The sequence below is a fragment of the Pseudomonas sp. NCCP-436 genome (genome assembly GCF_019656335.1).
Taxonomy (GTDB): domain Bacteria; phylum Pseudomonadota; class Gammaproteobacteria; order Pseudomonadales; family Pseudomonadaceae; genus Aquipseudomonas.
In genome coordinates this window covers 277,026-294,616 of the sequence record NZ_BPLZ01000002.1, presented here as the reverse complement: position 1 = coordinate 294,616, position 17,591 = coordinate 277,026, and the positions used below count along the sequence as shown (strand labels likewise).

Annotated in this window: 17 protein-coding genes and 4 tRNA genes; 12 read left to right on the top strand and 9 right to left on the bottom strand. The window is 62.0% G+C overall.

The features are described from left to right. Positions 1–64 precede the first annotated feature (64 nt). Genes NCCP436_RS03480 through NCCP436_RS03465 form a run of 4 tightly spaced genes read left to right on the top strand, consistent with a single transcriptional unit; the run spans position 65 to position 4,461 of the window. Positions 65–784, top strand: coding sequence for an RDD family protein (locus tag NCCP436_RS03480; RefSeq protein WP_220802397.1), 720 nt, complete (start codon positions 65–67; stop codon positions 782–784). Further along, entirely contained in the window at positions 781–1,761 is a 981-nt protein-coding gene (locus tag NCCP436_RS03475) for a stage II sporulation protein M (protein ID WP_220802396.1), read from the top strand. The genes NCCP436_RS03480 and NCCP436_RS03475 overlap by 4 nt, the downstream gene beginning before the upstream one ends. Further along, positions 1,748–3,292, top strand: a complete 1,545-nt coding sequence (locus NCCP436_RS03470) for a DUF4129 domain-containing protein (protein WP_220802395.1) — start codon at positions 1,748–1,750, stop codon at positions 3,290–3,292. Before NCCP436_RS03475 ends, NCCP436_RS03470 begins: the two co-directional genes overlap by 14 nt. Beyond that, on the top strand, positions 3,289–4,461 hold the full coding sequence (locus NCCP436_RS03465) for a DUF4350 domain-containing protein (RefSeq protein ID WP_220802394.1): 1,173 nt from the start codon (positions 3,289–3,291) through the stop codon (positions 4,459–4,461). Before NCCP436_RS03470 ends, NCCP436_RS03465 begins: the two co-directional genes overlap by 4 nt. Before the next feature lie 147 nt (positions 4,462–4,608). Here NCCP436_RS03465 and NCCP436_RS03460 read toward each other — a convergent pair. The 4 genes from NCCP436_RS03460 to NCCP436_RS03445 form a co-directional block, all read right to left on the bottom strand. Then, positions 4,609–4,685: transfer RNA gene (locus NCCP436_RS03460), tRNA-Asp, on the bottom strand. Between the two features lie 98 nt (positions 4,686–4,783). Continuing rightward, positions 4,784–4,860 (bottom strand) — tRNA-Asp (locus NCCP436_RS03455). Between the two features lie 31 nt (positions 4,861–4,891). After that, positions 4,892–4,967: transfer RNA gene (locus tag NCCP436_RS03450), tRNA-Val, on the bottom strand. A gap of 98 nt (positions 4,968–5,065) precedes the next feature. Continuing rightward, complete coding sequence (locus NCCP436_RS03445) at positions 5,066–5,503, bottom strand: MarR family winged helix-turn-helix transcriptional regulator (protein ID WP_375709464.1); 438 nt, start codon at positions 5,501–5,503, stop codon at positions 5,066–5,068. Between the two features lie 147 nt (positions 5,504–5,650). Between NCCP436_RS03445 and NCCP436_RS03440 the strand changes: the two genes are divergently transcribed. From NCCP436_RS03440 to NCCP436_RS03430, 3 genes are all read left to right on the top strand, one after another. Then, positions 5,651–7,420, top strand: coding sequence for an N-acetylglutaminylglutamine amidotransferase (locus NCCP436_RS03440; protein WP_220802392.1), 1,770 nt, complete (start codon positions 5,651–5,653; stop codon positions 7,418–7,420). Between the two features lie 130 nt (positions 7,421–7,550). Further along, on the top strand, positions 7,551–9,290 hold the full coding sequence (gene ngg, locus NCCP436_RS03435) for an N-acetylglutaminylglutamine synthetase (RefSeq protein WP_220802391.1): 1,740 nt from the start codon (positions 7,551–7,553) through the stop codon (positions 9,288–9,290). 117 nt (positions 9,291–9,407) lie between these two features. Further along, on the top strand, positions 9,408–9,659 hold the full coding sequence (locus NCCP436_RS03430; RefSeq protein ID WP_220802390.1) for a YheU family protein: 252 nt from the start codon (positions 9,408–9,410) through the stop codon (positions 9,657–9,659). Here NCCP436_RS03430 and NCCP436_RS03425 read toward each other — a convergent pair. The 3 genes from NCCP436_RS03425 to ttcA form a co-directional block, all read right to left on the bottom strand. Beyond that, entirely contained in the window at positions 9,649–10,320 is a 672-nt protein-coding gene (locus NCCP436_RS03425) for a DNA-3-methyladenine glycosylase I (RefSeq protein WP_220802389.1), read from the bottom strand. The genes NCCP436_RS03430 and NCCP436_RS03425 overlap by 11 nt on opposite strands. A gap of 65 nt (positions 10,321–10,385) precedes the next feature. Beyond that, positions 10,386–11,450, bottom strand: a complete 1,065-nt coding sequence (locus NCCP436_RS03420) for a 3-deoxy-7-phosphoheptulonate synthase (protein WP_220802388.1) — start codon at positions 11,448–11,450, stop codon at positions 10,386–10,388. Between the two features lie 470 nt (positions 11,451–11,920). After that, on the bottom strand, positions 11,921–12,745 hold the full coding sequence (ttcA, locus tag NCCP436_RS03415) for a tRNA 2-thiocytidine(32) synthetase TtcA (protein WP_220802387.1): 825 nt from the start codon (positions 12,743–12,745) through the stop codon (positions 11,921–11,923). Positions 12,746–12,844: 99 nt separating this feature from the next. On the opposite strand from ttcA, the gene NCCP436_RS03410 reads away from it, so the two are divergent. The 4 genes from NCCP436_RS03410 (at position 12,845) to NCCP436_RS03395 (ending at position 16,002) form a co-directional block, all read left to right on the top strand. Continuing rightward, entirely contained in the window at positions 12,845–13,438 is a 594-nt protein-coding gene (locus NCCP436_RS03410; protein WP_220802386.1) for a DNA-J related domain-containing protein, read from the top strand. Between the two features lie 162 nt (positions 13,439–13,600). After that, entirely contained in the window at positions 13,601–14,200 is a 600-nt protein-coding gene (locus NCCP436_RS03405) for a Yip1 family protein (protein ID WP_220802385.1), read from the top strand. Between the two features lie 224 nt (positions 14,201–14,424). Continuing rightward, a complete protein-coding gene (locus NCCP436_RS03400) occupies positions 14,425–15,486 on the top strand; it encodes an AI-2E family transporter (protein WP_220802384.1) in 1,062 nt (353 codons plus the stop codon). Positions 15,487–15,573: 87 nt separating this feature from the next. Then, entirely contained in the window at positions 15,574–16,002 is a 429-nt protein-coding gene (locus NCCP436_RS03395; RefSeq protein WP_220802383.1) for a glutaredoxin domain-containing protein, read from the top strand. Positions 16,003–16,180: 178 nt separating this feature from the next. On the opposite strand, the gene NCCP436_RS03390 is transcribed toward NCCP436_RS03395, so the two are convergent. Continuing rightward, a tRNA-Thr gene (locus NCCP436_RS03390) sits at positions 16,181–16,256 on the bottom strand. 56 nt (positions 16,257–16,312) lie between these two features. Then, entirely contained in the window at positions 16,313–17,155 is an 843-nt protein-coding gene (locus NCCP436_RS03385; protein ID WP_220802382.1) for a S1 RNA-binding domain-containing protein, read from the bottom strand. A 226-nt stretch (positions 17,156–17,381) separates the two neighbouring features. On the opposite strand from NCCP436_RS03385, the gene NCCP436_RS03380 reads away from it, so the two are divergent. Then, positions 17,382–17,573: a hypothetical protein gene (locus NCCP436_RS03380; protein ID WP_220802381.1), complete on the top strand. Its 192-nt coding sequence runs from the start codon at positions 17,382–17,384 to the stop codon at positions 17,571–17,573. The last annotated feature ends 18 nt before the right edge of the window (positions 17,574–17,591 follow it).

Genomic DNA, 17,591 nt, shown 5'->3' with positions numbered 1-17,591 from the left:
GCGGCCCGGTTGCGTTTCTTACCCGCTGCTCGCTAGCATCGGGATTTATCTGTGCAGTTCGCCGATGCCGCCAAATTCAAGCGCTCCGTCCCAGCCGTCGCCACTGGACACCCGCCACCGGGTCGAGACACCGGAAGGCATCGACCTGCATCTACGACCAGCCGGACTGCTACCACGAGCTCTGGCTTTTGCCATTGACCTGGGAATCCGCGGGGTAATTCTGGGGATCGCCGCCCTCGGACTTGCCCTGCTGGGCAAGCTCGGCATGGGCTTGATCAGCATTCTCGTGTTTCTCGTCACCTGGTGGTACATGGTGCTGTTTGAAGTACTCAATCAGGGCCGCTCGCCCGGCAAGCAGCTGCTTGGCCTGCGGGTGATCCATGACGACGGCACCCCTGTCGGCTGGGCAGCCTCTCTGACCCGCAACCTGCTGCGCTTCGTAGATCTGATGCCGTTCGGTTACATGCTGGGCATTCTCAGCTGTCTGAACCATCGGGCCTTCAAGCGCCTAGGCGACATCGCCGCCGGCACACTGGTGGTCTATCGCGACATACCACCAGTACCAGCAGAACTGCCCGAAGCTGTTGCGCGGCAAGCTCCCTTCCCTCTGAGCCTGGAAGAACAACGTGCATTGCTTGGTTTCGCCGAGCGCGGCGGTCAGCTGCCCACTGCCCGCCGTGCCGAACTGGCCGGGCTGCTGGCCGAACCATTGCAGGTACCGCAGAACCAGGCCGAGGACTGCCTCAACGGTATTGCCCACGGCCTGCTGGGGGAGTCGAAATGAAGCAGGGCCTGTTCGAAAGTCGTCATCAAAAGGACTGGCAATCCTTTGCCCAATTGCTTGAGCAACTCGAACGACGCAAGCGTAAGGATGCCGACTGCAGCAACTTCGCCGCCAGCTACCGGCAGATCTGCCAGCATCTGGCGCTAGCTCAGGCACGCGGTTACAGCAGCCACCTGGTCGACCACCTGCAGCAACTGGCGCTACGCGGTCATCAACAGTTCTACCGGCACCGCAGTACCATCGCCGCGCAGATGGTTCGCTTCCTGTTCGGGGACTTCCCACGCCTCGTACGCCGAGAATGGCGGGCGGTGTGCGCCGCCGGTCTGTTGTTCTTCGGCAGCCTGGGCCTGATGGGGCTGCTCACCTATCTGTATCCGGAACTGATTTACAGCCTGCTCGACGCCAGCAACGTTGCCGAGATGGAACGCATGTACGATCCGCAGGCCCGTCGTCTGGGGCGCTTCGGTGATCGTGGCGCCGAGGACGACTGGCTGATGTTCGGCTTCTACATCATGAACAATATCGGCATCGCCTTTCAGACCTTCGCCAGCGGACTGCTGCTGGGTCTCGGCAGCCTGTTCTTCCTGCTCTTCAATGGCCTGATGATCGGCGCCATAGCCGGCCACCTGACACGTATCGGCTACGGCGAACCCTTCTGGTCATTCGTCATCGGCCACGGCGCTTTCGAGCTGACCGCCATCGCCCTGGCCGGAGCCGCCGGCATCAAACTCGGCTGGGCGCTACTCGCCCCAGGCCGGCGATCCCGCAGCGAAGCCCTGCGCTTGGCCGCCGGCAAGGCCATCCAGCTGGTTGCCGGCGTAATCCTGTTCCTGCTGGCAGCAGCCTTCATCGAGGCTTTCTGGTCATCCACTACGGTTGCCAGCCCTCAGGTCAAGTATGCCGTCGGCGGCGGGCTCTGGGTCCTGGTACTGTGCTACCTGCTGCTGACCGGACGGAGGCAGCATGCGCCTGACTGAAGCCAGCGTGGCCATTCGCCCGCGTACGGCCTGGGAGGCCGTCGACCTCGGCGTACTGCTTGCGCGGCGCCACGCCGGCCTGCTGATGGCCAGCTGGGCACTGGTCACCCTGCCCCTGTTCGCCCTGCTCTGCGCCCTGCTCTGGCAGTATCCGAGCTGGGTCATGCTGCTCTTCTGGTGGCTCAAGCCCGCCTATGAACGCCTGCCGCTGTATATCCTGTCACAGGCACTGTTCGGCAATGTACCGTCGCTGAAGCAGTCCCTGCGCACGCTACCGCGCCTGCTGCGACCACAATTGCTGGCCAGCCTGACCTGGCGCCGGCTAAGCCTGACCCGCAGCTTCGACCTGCCGGTACTACAACTGGAAGGTCTGTCAGGCAAGGCCCGCCGTCAACGCCTGATCGTCCTCGGTCAGCGCGACAACGGAGCAGCTACCTGGCTAACCGTGCTCGGCGTCCACCTGGAACTGATCCTTTGGATGGGGCTGGCCGCACTGCTCTATCTGATGCTGCCGGCGCAGTTACATGATGACTGGAGCTGGGAAACCATGCTCTCGGACAACAGCGGTCACTGGCTATGGCTGGAGCATCTGTCCAACCTGCTTTATGTGCTGGCACTGGTAGTCTGGGAGCCGGTCTACGTGGCCTGCGGCTTCACCCTCTACCTCAACCGCCGCACCGCGCTGGAGGCCTGGGACATAGAACTGACCTTCCGTCGCCTGCGCCAACGCCTGACCGGCAGCGCCTACGCCCTGCTGCTGGGCTGCCTGGTGCTGCTGGGCACACCAAGCCAGAACGTCTGGGCAGAAACACCGCTCCAGGCCAGCGAGAACAGCCCCGACAGTCCGCGCCTGCTCAAACAGCCACTTACCAGCCAGGCCGCGCAGCAGAGCATCACGCAACTACTCGACGAACCACCTTTCGAGCACCGTGAGAACATCACCCGCTGGCGCCTGAACGACGAGCAGCAGGAAAAGGAAACGGATCGATCCGTCCTGCTCGAGTACCTGTACCTCTTGCTGGAAAACCTGCAACTCAAAGCACTCGCACAGGTCTTCGAGGTACTGCTGTGGGGCGCTTTAGCCGCTCTGATCACCTATGCACTCTGGCGCTACAAGCACTGGTTGCTCGCTTTCGGAGAGCGCCTTGGTTTGCCGCAGCGACACCGGGCAAGCCCCCCCGAGCAGCTATTCGGCCTGGAACTGACCCCGGAAAGCCTCCCACAGGACGTTGCCAGTGAAGCCGAACACCTCTGGGCCGAACAACCTCGTGCCGCACTGGGGCTGCTCTACCGGGCGCTGCTCAGCCGCCTGCTGCATGAACAGCAGCTCCCGCTGAAGTCATCGCACACCGAAGGCGAGGTACTGCAACTGATTACCGGCCTACAGCAGCAGAATCTGACGGACTACAGCCAGCAACTGACTCACCACTGGCAAGCCATGGCCTACGGCCACCGCCTGCCCGAGGAAGCACTGCGAACTGCGCTGTGCCAAGGCTGGCGCAGCCTGTTCGATACGGAGCAGCCCTCATGAGCCGACGCCTTGGCTTTAGCCTGAGCATGATCCTGCTACTGGTGACAGGCCTGCTGGGCAGTTACCTGCTGGGCAGACTGGAACCCTACCAGGAGGAGATCAAGCACGGCCCTGCTCCAGAAGCCCGGCAAAATCCCTATCTGGCAGCAGAGCATTTCCTGCGTCGCCAGGGAGTTTCCATCACTCACAGCGAAAGCCTGAACCTGACCGGCACGCTGCCCGCTCCCGGACACACTCTGATGCTGCTGGCCGACCGCAGCGACATGACCCCGCGCCAGGCCGAGCGCCTGTTGCAGTGGACAGCCAACGGCGGCCATCTCGTGCTGGTAGCCGAGCGTTTGTGGGACGAGGACGAGGGCCGGAGCGGCGATCTGCTGCTCGACCTGCTCGGCATCCAGCAATATTTAAGCAACGAACTGGAGGACCAAGAAGCACTGGCCGAGGAACAGGAAGAGAACCCCTACCCTGAGCTGACCCGGCTATATCTGGAGAATGAAGATCAGCCGGCCTATGTCGCCTTCGACACCGACTATCACCTTTACGACGCCGATAACCGGGCCCATGCCTGGGCCAATAGTGCCCAGGCCACCCATCTGCTGCAGCTTTATCACGGCGACGGGCTGGTCACCGTACTCAGCGACCCGTGGATCTGGCAAAACCAGAGCATCGGGCGTTATGACCATGCCTGGCTGCTCTGGTACCTGAGCCAGGACAGCACGGTGACACTCGTCTACCAGACAGATAGCGACAACCTGCTGAAGTTGCTGCTACGAAACTTTCCCCTGGCCCTGCTTGTCCTTGCCCTGCTGCTGACGGCAATGCTTTGCCATCACGGCTTGCGCCAGGGCCCACTGCAAGCGCCGGCCAGCATGGCGCGCCGCCACCTGGAGGAACATTTGCGCGCCAGCGCCGACTTCCAACTTCGCCACATCGGCCAAGGCGGCCTGCTCAAAGGTCTGCAACAGGACATCCAGCGCCGCGCACGGAGGCGCTACCCCGGTTACGAGAAACTGCCTGTGGCGGAACAGTGGCAGGTCCTCGGCCGGCTGACCCGACTGCCTTCCCGGCAAATCAGTCAGGCGATGCGCCCGCTGGCACACAAGCCTCTATCAGTCATCGAGTTTACCCGGCAGGTTGCCCAGCTGCAGACCCTGCGCAACGCCCTCTGACGCAGGCCTGACGCTCCCACCGCCAAGCGCAGGCTGGCCCTCCGGACACAGCCAAAGAGCGGCATGGGAATGCTGCCGGCCAGAGCAACTCTGAAGGCGCCAGAAAAGCAAAAACCCGCAGGCTTTTGAAAGCCTGCGGGTTTGATATGGCGCAGCGGACGGGACTCGAACCCGCGACCCCCGGCGTGACAGGCCGGTATTCTAACCGACTGAACTACCGCTGCGTGTCGGCTGGACTTGCGTCCAATAGAACTCTGTAACTTCTGATGACAGCCTTTCTGGCCTGCCATCTCAGCCCGACCTTGATCGTGCTGGAAAATAATGGCGCAGCGGACGGGACTCGAACCCGCGACCCCCGGCGTGACAGGCCGGTATTCTAACCGACTGAACTACCGCTGCGCGTCGGCCGGACTTGCGTCCGATTTCGCTATGGTGGGTGGTGACGGGATCGAACCGCCGACCCTCTGCTTGTAAGGCAGATGCTCTCCCGGCTGAGCTAACCACCCATGTGCCTTAGCGAGGCGCGCACTTTATTCAGGCAGCGAGGCTAAGTCAATACCCTGCTTGATTTTTTTCATGAGAAACCGGTGCCGACCACTCGTCTTCACTCCTCCCCGCACAGCTCGGCCGCACGCAACAGCGCAGCAGCCAGTGCATACCGCTCCCAGTCGCTGAGCGCGGCAAAACGACGGTTGAACTCCGGCGGCATCAGCGAGGGTGCCTGCCGAATCAGTTCCCGACCGGCATCGCTAATCAACAACCACTGCCGGCGCCGGTCCTGATCATCACGCTGACGCTGTAACAGCCCCCGCTCCTCCAGTCGGTCTAGCAGACCGGACAGCGTCGCCGCGGTAAGGCTGACCCGACTGCTCAGTGCACTGGCCGTCAGCCGCGTTTCCCTCGCCAGCACCTGCAACACCATCAGTTGCACGGGAGTCAGCCCACCAAAGCGGGCCAGGCGCTTGGCGTGCACTTCACCAGCCTGCTGAAGCCGTCGTAAGGCCTGAAACAACAGCATCTCGAATTCCTGAGTAACCGCCATATCGGTTTCAAATGGAATGTTATTTCCAGCCATAACCAGCAAATTACCTCATAACAAAGTTTGACATGAAAGCATTGTTTTGTTTGGGTGTAAAAGGCTCGGCACGCCGACGCCCTCACTCCCCAACGGCAACACCGGTAAGGAACCATGTGCGGAATAGCTGGAGAACTACGTTTTGATCGACGCCCCGCGGATCTGGCGGCAGTCGAGCGCATCACTCATCACCTGGCCCCTCGCGGCCCCGACGCCCATGGCTTTCATAGTCAGGGCCCCATCGCCCTGGGCCATCGCCGCCTGAAGATCATGGATCTGGCCGAGGCTTCGGGCCAGCCGATGATCGACAGCGATCTCGGCCTCTCGATGGTGTTCAACGGCGCCATCTACAACTACCCCGAACTGCGCAGCGAACTGGAAGCACTGGGTTACCGCTTCTTCTCCGGTGGTGACACCGAGGTACTGCTCAAGGGCTATCACGCCTGGGGTGAAGCCCTGCTGCCCAAGCTCAACGGCATGTTCGCCTTCGCAATCTGGGAGCGCGACAAACAGAGCCTGTTCATCGCCCGCGACCGTCTCGGCGTCAAACCGCTGTACCTGTCGCGTACCGGCGAACGCCTGCGCTTCGCCTCGTCGCTGCCGGCCCTGCTGAAGGGCGGCGATATCGCCGGGACGCTCGACCCGATCGCGCTCAACCACTACCTGAACTTCCATGCCGTGGTACCGGCGCCACGCACCATCCTGGCAGGCGTGGAAAAACTGCCACCGGCCACCTGGATGCGCATCGACGCCGACGGCAAGGTCGAGCAGAAGACCTGGTGGACGCTGCAGTTCGGCCCGCAAGGTGACGAGGCCAGCTACGGCCTTGAAGAATGGCGCGATCAGACGCTGGAAACCATGCGCGAGGCCGTGGCCATTCGCCAGCGCGCCGCCGTCGACGTCGGCGTGCTGCTCTCCGGTGGCGTCGATTCGAGCATGCTGGTCGGCCTGCTGCGCGAAGCGGGTGTGGAGAACCTGCTGACCTTCTCCATCGGATTTCAGGACGCCGGCGGCGAACGTGGTGATGAGTTCCAGTATTCGGACCTGATCGTCCAGCGCTTCGCCACCCGCCACCATCAGCTGCGCATCGGCGAGCACGAGATTCTCGAGCAGTTGCCGCAAGCCTTCCGCGCCATGAGCGAGCCGATGGTCAGCCATGACTGCATCGCCTTCTACCTGCTCTCGCGGGAAGTGGCCAGGCACTGCAAGGTGGTGCAGAGCGGCCAGGGCGCCGACGAACTGTTCGCCGGCTACCACTGGTACCCGCAGGTCGACGGCGCCAAGGATGCCTTCGCCGCCTACCGCGCGGCCTTCTTCGACCGCGAGCACGACGAATACGCAGCCTGCGTGCAACCGGCCTGGCTGACCGACGACATGGCCGGCGAGTTCGTTCGCGAGCATTTCGCCATGCCGGGGGCAGATGCGGCGGTGGACAAGGCGCTGCGCCTGGACAGCACGGTGATGCTGGTCGATGACCCGGTCAAACGCGTGGACAACATGACCATGGCCTGGGGCCTGGAGGCACGCACACCGTTCCTCGACTACCGCGTGGCCGAGCTTTCCGCGCGTATTCCGGCTCAGTTCAAGCTGCCCGAAGGCGGCAAGTACGTGCTCAAGGAAGCCGCGCGCCAACTCATTCCCAGCGAGGTGATCGACCGGCCCAAGGGCTACTTCCCGGTTCCCGGTCTCAAGCACCTGGAGGGCGCGACCCTTGGCTGGGTGCGCGACCTGCTGCTCGATCCGAGCCAGGATCGCGGCCTGTTCAACCCGAACATGCTCGACCAGCTGCTGACCAACCCGCAGAGCCAGCTCACACCGCTACGCGGTTCCAAGCTGTGGCAACTGGCGGCGCTCAACCTGTGGCTGAGCGAACAGGGTCTGTAACAGAGAAGGAGCGGCCATTTGGCCGCTCCTGCGGGATCAATGGTCGTAGCCCGGCAAAGCCGGGATTTGTCGCGACTCAATGACGATCCGGCTCAGACCGGACGTAATGAACACGGACAGGGACTATTCCATGCGCTCCACTGCCTTCAACCAACGCCTGCTGCGCGGCCAGACGCCCTCCTACGAGCGCCTGCAAGCGCGCCTGGCTGAAGATCACGCCAGCCAGCCAAGTCAGCCGCAGGCCATCCATTGCGGCTGGGGCCGCCTGCTGATCGGTCACACCTACCCGGACCCCACCGTGCTGGCCGAAGCGCTGCTCAACGAGCAACCCGGCGAGCGCGATATCGCCCTGTATGTCGCCGCACCACATCAGGTGCTCGCTCACGCACCGCAACAGCTGTTTCTCGATCCGTCCGACACGCTGCGCCTGTGGTTCACCGACTACCGTCCGGCGCGCCGCAGTTTCCGTGGCTTTCGCATTCGCCGTGCGCAGAACGAAGCGGACTGGCAGGCGATCAACTGCCTGTACCAGACCCGCAACATGCTGCCCATCGACCAGGCCAAGCTCACCCCCTACAGCGAAGGCGGCCCGACCTACTGGCTGGCCGAGGACGAAGACAGCGGCGCGGTGATCGGCAGCGTCATGGGGCTCAATCACCAGCGTGCCTTCCATGATCCGGAAAACGGCAGCAGCCTGTGGTGTCTGGCAGTAGCCCCTCACTGCAGTCGTCCCGGGGTCGGCGAAGTGCTGGTACGTCACCTGATCGAGCACGGCATGAGCCGCGGCCTGAGCTACCTCGACCTGTCGGTGCTGCACGACAACAAGCAGGCCAAGAAGCTCTACGCCAAGCTGGGTTTCCGCGAGCTGCAGACCTTCAGCCTCAAGCGCAAGAACGGCATCAACCAGCCACTGTTTCTCGGCCCCGGTCCCCAGGACGAACTCAACCCTTACGCGCGCATCATCGTCGACGAGGCCCTGCGCCGCGGCATCGAGGTGCAGGTGGATGACGCCGAGGCCGGACTGTTCACCCTCAGCCATGGCGGCCGGCGCATTCGTTGCCGGGAGTCGCTGTGCGACCTCACCAGCGCCGTGAGCATGACCCTGTGCCAGGACAAGCGCCTGACCCATCGCACCCTGTCGCGCGCCGGTCTCAGCGTGCCGGCCCAGCGCCTGGCCGGCAGCGCCGAAGACAATGCCAGCTTCCTCTCCGAGCACGGGTCGGTAGTGGTCAAGCCGGTGGATGGCGAGCAGGGCCAGGGTGTGGCGGTCGACCTGCGTACGACAGTTGAAGTGCAGGAAGCCATCGAACGCGCCCGCGTATTCGATCAGCGCGTGCTGCTGGAGAGCTATCACAAAGGCCATGACCTGCGCATCCTGGTGATCGGCTACGAGGTAGTGGCCGCAGCGATCCGTCGACCGGCCGAGATCATCGGCGATGGTCTCCACAGCATCGGCAAACTGATCGACGCCCAGAGCCGCCGCCGTCAGGCCGCCACCGGTGGCGAGAGCCGTATCCCGAAGGACGCCGAAACCCTGCGCACGCTGCACGGCGCCGGCCTCGACTACGACAGCGTACTACCGGCCGGCCAGCGTCTGGCCGTGCGCAAGACGGCCAACCTGCACACCGGCGGCACCCTGGAAGACGTCACCGCGATTCTCCACCCGGTACTGCGCGACGCGGCGATCAAGGCCGCCCGCGCCCTGGAAATCCCGGTTGTCGGCCTCGACCTGCTGGTACCTGCAGCCGATCAACCCGATTACGTGTTCATCGAGGCCAACGAGCGGGCCGGCCTGGCCAACCACGAACCGCAGCCGACTGCCGAGCGCTTCGTCGATCTGCTGTTTCCGCTGAGTCAGGCGCCACGCTGACCAGCCAGGGCACGCCAGATGTCACAAACGCAACCGCCAGAGCTCAGAGCAGTCGCAGCAGGTGTTGCAGAATGGACTACGTCTCTATCATAGGCACCTTAACAGGAGCCTCCTACCGTGCTGATCCCCGCTCACCTGCTGCAAGCCGACACGCTCACCGCCCTGATCGAGGACTTCGTGACTCGTGATGGCACCGACAATGGCGACGAAACCCCGCTTGAAACCCGCGTGCTGCGCGTGCGTCGGGCGCTGGAGCGGGGCGAGGCAGTTATCGTGTTCGACCCGGAAAGCCAGCAGTGCCAGCTGGCGCTGCGGCGCGATGTACCGCGCGAATGGCTGGAAGCGCTGCAGGAGTCGCTCAGTGATTGACCGTATGCGCCAGCATAACCGATAGCTGGCACAGCGGCCGATCGCTCTCGGCCTGCCACTGGTTGAAAACGGCCTGCACTGCCGCCAGCTCTTTCTGACTGGTCGGTGCCTTGTCGATCACCCCCTGCGCCTTCAATGCCGCCACCAGATCATCGGTGGGGATGAAGGTATCCTTGCCCACCATGCGCAAAAATCGTGGTGCAGACAAACCACCGAGCTGGTTGCCATGCCTGGCCAGATACTTCCACAAGCCAACGATATCGCCAACCGGCCAGCCGGCAATCAATGCACCAAAGCTGCCTTTCTCGCGACGCACATCGAGAATGAACTGGGCATTGCGCGGCACACTTTTCAGCTTGCCCAGATGACGGATCAGCCGAGCATCCTGCATTAGCCGCTCCAGCCACTCACCGCCCATCAGCACCACCTTTTCCGGATCGAAGCCAAAGAACACTTCCTCGAATGCCGGCCACTTGGCATCCACCAGACTGTGTTTGAGCCCGGCGCGGAAGATACGCTGGCTGATCAGTGACAAATAGCGGTCGTCGGCCAATGCGCGCAGCTCGGCATCACTGCGCGGCTGCGGCAGACGCTCCTCCAGCGCCTGTGCCGAGCCGAAGCGATTGAGGCAGTATTCGTGCAGCCATTTGTAGTCACGCATGGATCGACCCTGTCAGGAAACGGATAAGCAAGCCTGCACGTACAAGCCATGCCCTCGCAAGCCGTTCATCCGCGCAGGCGTTCGGCCGCGTGGCGCAGAGCCACCTCAGTGCCATCCCAGCCCAGGCAACCGTCGGTAATCGAAACGCCATAGCGCAGCTCGCCCCCCAGCGCCTGACAGCCATCGAACAGGTGGCTTTCCAGCATCACCCCACGCAGGCTGGTATCGCCGGCCAGGCGCTGATCGATCACGCTGTCCAGTACCGCCGGCTGGCGCAGCGGATCCTTGCCGCTGTTGGCATGGCTGCAATCGACCATGATGCGCGGCGCAATACCCTGACGTTGCAGCGCCTCACGGGCAGTGGCAACACTGGCCGGATCATGGTTCGGCGCGCCATGACCGCCACGCAGTACCAGATGAGTGTACGGATTGCCGGTGGTTTGCAGCAACGTCGGATGACCAAGCTCGTCGATGCCGAAGTGCTGATGCGGGTGCGCCGCTGAACGCATGGCGTCACAGGCAATACCGACGCTTCCGTCAGTGCCGTTCTTGAACCCGACCGGCAGATCCAGACCGCTGACCATTTCTCGATGAGTCTGTGACTCAGTGGTACGCGCGCCAATCGCCGCCCAACTGAGCAGATCATCCAGGTAACCGACGGCTAACGGCTGCAACAGCTCGGTGGCCAGCGGCAGGCCACGGGCGAGGATATCCAGCATCAACTGACGCGACAGGCGCAGGCCTTCGGCCATGTCGCCACTGCCATCGAGATGCGGATCGTATAGCAGGCCTTTCCAGCCGACGGTGGTACGTGGCTTTTCCACGTAGGCGCGCATAACCAACAGCAACTGGTCGCAGACCTGCGGCGCCAGCTCGGCCAGGCGCTCGGCGTATTCAAGGGCTGCGACCGGATCGTGCAGCGAGCAGGGCCCGACGACCACCAGCAGGCGGTCATCGCGACCGTCAAGCACGGCACGAATGGCTGCACGGTCGGCCTGAACACGTTCGGCAAGAGGAGTCGGTAGCGGCAGACGCTGACGCAATACGCTGGGGCTGGGCAGTGACTTGGCACTGCGGCGGGTAACTGGAGTAGCGGTGGAAATCAGTTGGGCGGAGACGGAAGCGTTCATGATCTGGTGGTTTCCCTGGCCGGCGCGGGCGGTGCCGCGACGGCTCTATCTGGTAGTTCGAGACAAGGATGTCGAGAGGTCGGTGAGGCTGCTAAATCGCCAGTAGCTACGGTAATAGTGCTGATAACGGTTCATCTGTGATTCCTCGATCTGTGGCCGTTTCTGGCCGGAAAAAACAAAACCCCCGGTCGGGTTGCCGACCGGGGGTTTTCTGGAAACGTCTCTGGTGGCGACCCTGTGTGCTCAGGCCGCCTGTGGGGTATCAGGCGCGCCTATGGCTAAACCAATACCCAAAAAAGTAATACGCCACTGCCAGAACCTGCTGCGCACGCACCAGCGCAGCGCGAGTAGCGCCGGCTTGCGAGGATAGCAGGTTAACGAGACTGGACAGCATGAAATTCTCCAAAACGATGGCCGAACCATACTCCAGGCCTTCACAGCCTGGCAAGCGGCACGTGCAGCGAAGCGGATTACAGACTCATCACATCGACGAAGCGCGGCGTGGCGTTATCGTCGATCTTCAGGCTGCGGAAGTCGAACAGATTGCGATCGGCCAGTTGCGACGGATGCACGTTCTGCAACGCACGGAACATGATCTCGGTACGCCCCGGGCTCTTGCGCTCCCACTCACGCAGCATGTCCTTGACCACCTGGCGCTGCAGGTTTTCCTGCGAGCCGCACAGATTGCACGGGATGATCGGAAATTCCTTGAGCTTGGCGTAGGCCTCGATATCGGCCTCGGCGCAGTAGGCCAGCGGGCGGATCACCACATTGCGGCCGTCGTCCGACAGCAGCTTGGGCGGCATGGCCTTGAGCGTGCCACCGTAGAACATGTTGAGGAAGAAGGTTTCCAGGATGTCGTCACGATGATGCCCCAGCGCCATCTTGGTCGCGCCGATCTCATCGGCATAGGTGTACAGCGTGCCGCGGCGAAGGCGCGAACACAGCGAGCAGGTGGTCTTGCCCTCCGGAATCTTCTCCTTCACCACCGAGTAGGTGTCCTTCTCGATGATGTGATAGTCCACGCCGATGGACTCCAGATACTGCGGCAGCACATGCTCAGGGAAACCTGGCTGCTTCTGATCCATGTTTACCGCAACGATCTCGAACTTGATCGGGGCAACCTTCTGCAGATACAGCAACACGTCCAGCATGGTGTAACTGTCCTTGCCGCCGGACAGGCAGACCATCACCTTGTCACCATCCTCAATCATGTTGAAATCGGTGATGGCCTCGCCGGCCAGGCGGCGAATGCGCTTTTGCAGTTTGTTCTGGTTAACTGAAAGAGTGCCCATGATGCGTCGAAATCCGGGGGTGAGAACGAAAGCGCGCCATTTTACGCACAATGACGCGCAGGCCCTACCCCGTCCTCGGTTAAATGCTAGGCTGCGCCGATGACTGACGATCTCGACCCGAACCTCGACCTCTGCGATCAGCTCTTCCAGGTGCTGCAGGCCACGCCAGAGGGCTTGGCTGAGTATGACCTCATCCAGGCGCTGAAAAGCCGCCATAGCGGACACCTGCCCAATCTGCCGCTAAGCGACAAGCTGGTGCTGTTTCGCACCCACTTCCTGCTGTTCAACGCCCTCTACCGCCTGCGCGACCGGCTCTGGCAGCAGCAAAGCCATCTCTTGCAAATCAGCCCGCTGCGTATTCGCCTGCTGCCCTACGAACCAGGAACGGCGGCACTTAGCGAGCAGGACGGGATGCGCGACTACTACCTGGACCTTACTCATCTGCGTGACACCGACGAGCGGGAGGTAGAGCGACTGCTCACCAGTTTCTGGACACGCATGCAGGGTAGTCAAGAGAAGCAGGCGGCACTGGAGCTGTTCGAACTGGACGACGGCGCACCGCTGGACATGCTTCGTATCAAGCACCGTTACCGGCAACTGGTCAGTCAGCACCATCCGGATCGGGGCGGCAGCACAGAGCGGCTACAGTCGATCAACAAGGCCATGGAAATTCTGACACGCTATTACAACTAAATCCGAGAGAGCAATTTGCTCTAACTCCAGACACCACGAGTTCTTCAGCCGCCGCCTATACTGCGGCATAAGGTCGCACAGATTCGGAGCAGCAGCCGGCGTCGCGTCAGCACACCGGATTTCCACTGGGGGGCGACCGTCATAAGAAAGGAGGTGTCTGACATGATCCACCACGTTTGGGGGCTCCTCACCCATCCTGATCAAGAATGGCAAGAAATACGTGGCGAGGAAGAAACCATCAGCCACATGTACCTCACTCATGTCCTGGTGCTTGCAGCCATCCCGGCCATCTCGGCCTTCATTGGCACCACCCAGGTCGGCTGGGCCATCGGCGACCGCCCGCCGGTGATGCTGACCGAAAGCAGTGCAATGGTAATGACCATCCTCTCCTATCTGGCGATGCTTGCCGGAGTGGCGGTGATGGGCGCCTTTATCCACTGGATGTCCCGAACCTACGACGCCAACCCCAGCCTCACGCAGTGCATCGTATTCGCTGCTTACAATGCCACTCCGCTGTTTATCGGCGGCCTCGCGGCTCTCTACCCACACCTGTGGCTGGCCATGGTGGTGGGCACGGCAGCCATCTGCTACACGGTGTACCTGCTCTATGTCGGCATCCCGACCTTTATGAACATTCCCAAGGACGAAGGCTTCATGTTCTCCAGCTCGGTACTGGCCGTGGGGCTGGTCGTGCTGGTGGCGATGATAGCCAGCTCGGTAATCCTCTGGGGTCTGGGAATCGGCCCTGTCTACGTCAGCTAACCCTGCACGGGGCCGCCAATTGGCGGCCCAACCTTCCCCCACGCAGAACATCCTCACCGTTCCGCAAGCCTATCGATCAGTCTGCAACGTCTGCCCACGAACAACGCCCGATCCGTACGAAAAGAACCTGTCCCTCATCCGAACTCGCCCGCTGCCACAGGCGTCAGCGGGCACTTTGCCCACAGCCGGTGGACTAACGGAAACAACTCCACAGGGACGCCGCCATGCCAAACCCGACCTTCAAGAACAAAGCCTTTATCCTCCTGCTCCTCCTGGTGACGGTGGCCTTCTTCTGGATTCTGCTGCCGTTCTACGGCGCCATATTCTGGGCCGTAGTGCTGGCGGTGCTGTTCAACCCATTACAGGACCGCCTGATTCGCCGAACAGGAGGACGCGGCAACCTGTCGGCCCTGCTGACCCTGACCATCTGCCTGCTGGTGGCAATTCTGCCGGTGATCTTCATCACCTCGGCGGTGGTGGCTGAAGGCAGTGCGCTGTATCAAAGGCTGGAGTCCGGCGAACTGAACATTGGCGAATACGTCACCCGCTTCGTCGCCATGCTGCCTCCTTCGGCGCAGCAGCAGCTCGAAAATATCGGCTTACACGACCTGGAAGGACTGCAGAAAAAAATCTCCTCACTCGCCATGACCGGCAGCCAGCTCCTGGCCACCCAGGTATTTGCCATAGGCCAGGGCACCTTCGAGTTTTTCGTCGGTTTCTTCGTCATGCTCTACCTGCTGTTCTTCCTGCTACGTGACGGTCGCCCTCTAATCCGCAGCATTCGCGACACCATCCCGCTGGAGGACTCCACCAAGCACCGACTGCAGATCAAGTTCACCCGTGTGGTACGCGCCACGGTCAAAGGCAACCTGGTGGTAGCGGTTGTACAAGGCGCACTTGGTGGGCTGATCTTCTGGCTACTGGACATTCCCAGCCCGCTCCTTTGGGGGGTACTGATGGCCTTTCTGTCACTGCTGCCGGCTGCCGGCGCCGGCATTGTCTGGGCCCCGGTGGCGGCCTACCTGATGCTCAGCGGCAGCCTCTGGCAAGGGCTGATTCTTACTGCCTTCGGCGTGCTGGTAATCGGCATGGTGGACAACATCCTGCGGCCAATACTGGTCGGCAAGGACACCCGCATGCCCGACTACCTGATCCTCATTTCCACACTCGGCGGTCTGGCTCTGCTCGGCCTTAACGGCTTCGTTATCGGCCCGCTGATAGCCGCGCTGTTTATCGCATGCTGGAACCTGCTCGATCCCCGGCCGGAAACTCGTCTGCCCGGCTGACCACCAACAGGATACAGCCGGCGCCTTCCGCACCCAGATGGCGCCGGGCTATGCTTGCCTTTCCCAACGAGCATGGAAGCCCACTACATGAGGCGATTCGCCCTAGCCCTGCTGGCCACCCTTCCCCTGATCGCCACTGGCGAAATCTACAAATGGACGGATGAAAACGGCCGAGTGAATTTCGGCGATCGCCCACAGAACCAGGATCGGGCCGAGCGCCTCCCGCTACGCGTCAACTCCTACGAGAGCGTCAACTACGAGAAACTTTCCCCCACAGCCGCCAGCACCTCCAAGCGAGTGTTCATGTATTCGGCCGCCTGGTGCGGCTACTGCAAGCAGGCGCGCCAGTACTTCCAGCAAAGCGGCATCAGCTTCATCGAGCACGATATCGAGAAAGACTCACGCGCCCGCCAGGCCTACGACGCCCTGGGCGGAAACGGCGTACCGATCATTCTGGTTGGTGAGCGGCGAATGAACGGCTTCAGCGTGACCGGCTTCCAGCGCATCTACCAGTAACGCATTGCAAACCCGTTATTAACGCCCTTGCGGTTGATACGAGCTTACCACTGCAGCTCGCCACGCTTACGGAAAGACGCCATCGACTGCCCTCTAGATCAGATGGACAGGATTTGGACAAAAAGTCGAAAAAGAGGCCAACAAAAAAGGCCAGCATCGCTGCTGGCCTTGATTCTACTGGTGCCGGAGACAGGAGTCGAACCTGCGACCTTCGCGTTACGAGTGCGCTGCTCTACCAGCTGAGCTACACCGGCTTGAAAACGCGGAGAATTATGCGAGTTGCGAGGCGCGCACTCAAGTCATTCGCACATCATTTATCGACCAATTCGATATGGTCGTCGTGTATGAGAATCCGGCCCTGCTTGTAGAGGCCGCCAATGGCCCTCTTGAAGTTGCCCTTGCTGACGCGGAACTGCGCGCTGATCAGCTCCGGCGGGCTCTTGTCGCCCAGCGCCAGAACCCCATCCTGCTCGCGCAGGCGCTGGAGTATCTGCCCGGTCAGGCTGTCGGCCGCCTCGCGCCCCAGCGGCTGCAGACTCAGGCTGATCCTGCCGTCTGCCCGCACCTCGCGGATGTAACCCTTTTCACGCATGCCACTGCGGATAAAGCGGAATAGCTCGTTCTTGTGGATCAGCCCCCAGTGCGTGCCGTCAACGATGGCCTTGAAACCCAGATCGGTGCGCTCGACCACCAGCAAATCCACTTCCTGCCCGACCCGGTAGTTCGGCGGGGTCTGGTCCAAGTAGCGATCCAGCCGGGCCGTGGCGGTCAGGCGGCGGCTGCGCTTATCGAGGTACAGATGGACTACGCAGTAGTCACCCACCTGTAGCGGGCGTTTCTCCTCCGAATGCGGCAGCAGCAGATCCTTAGGCAGACCCCAATCGAGAAAGAGGCCTATGCGGTTTATGTCGACCACCTTGAGGCTGGCGAACTCACCCAACTGGATCTTCGGCCGCAACGTGGTCGCAATCAGCCGATCCTCGCTGTCGAGGTAGACGAATACGTTGAGCCAGTCATCCTCCCCGCTTGGCACGTCCTTTGGGATGTAGCGCTTGGGCAGAAGGATCTCGCCGTCGGCGCCGCCGTCCAGATACAAGCCGAAATCGGTGTGCCGCAGCACTTGCAAAGAATTCATCCGACCGATCAGGGCCATGGCGTTTTACCTCGTCAAGACAGTCGGCCATTCTACGCCAGTCCGCCTGTTACCGGGCAGTCTTGCGAGCCATACGACGACCGGTCGGATGCGCTGCAAGACAGACGAGCCCGGGCTTTGCCAGATTTCAGCGAAGGCTACTCGGAACCTTGCCAACAGCCTGGACAAGCAGAATCCGGCCCGATGAGGCATAATGGCCGGCCGCCCGCCTTCAAGAGATCAGGTCATGGCTACCCTCCGCGTCAAATCCTCCGCCAACAAAGTCAGCAAACCCGCCCCGGCAGTAGAGACCCGCGAGTCCATCGAGGCGCAGGTTGCGGCCTTTCTGCAGAATGGCGGAGAAATCCAGCAGATCGCCAAGGGCGTCAGCGGCCAGACCTACGGCGGCACGCGGCAGATCACCATCAGCAAGAAGTAACAGCCCCTGCCGACGTCG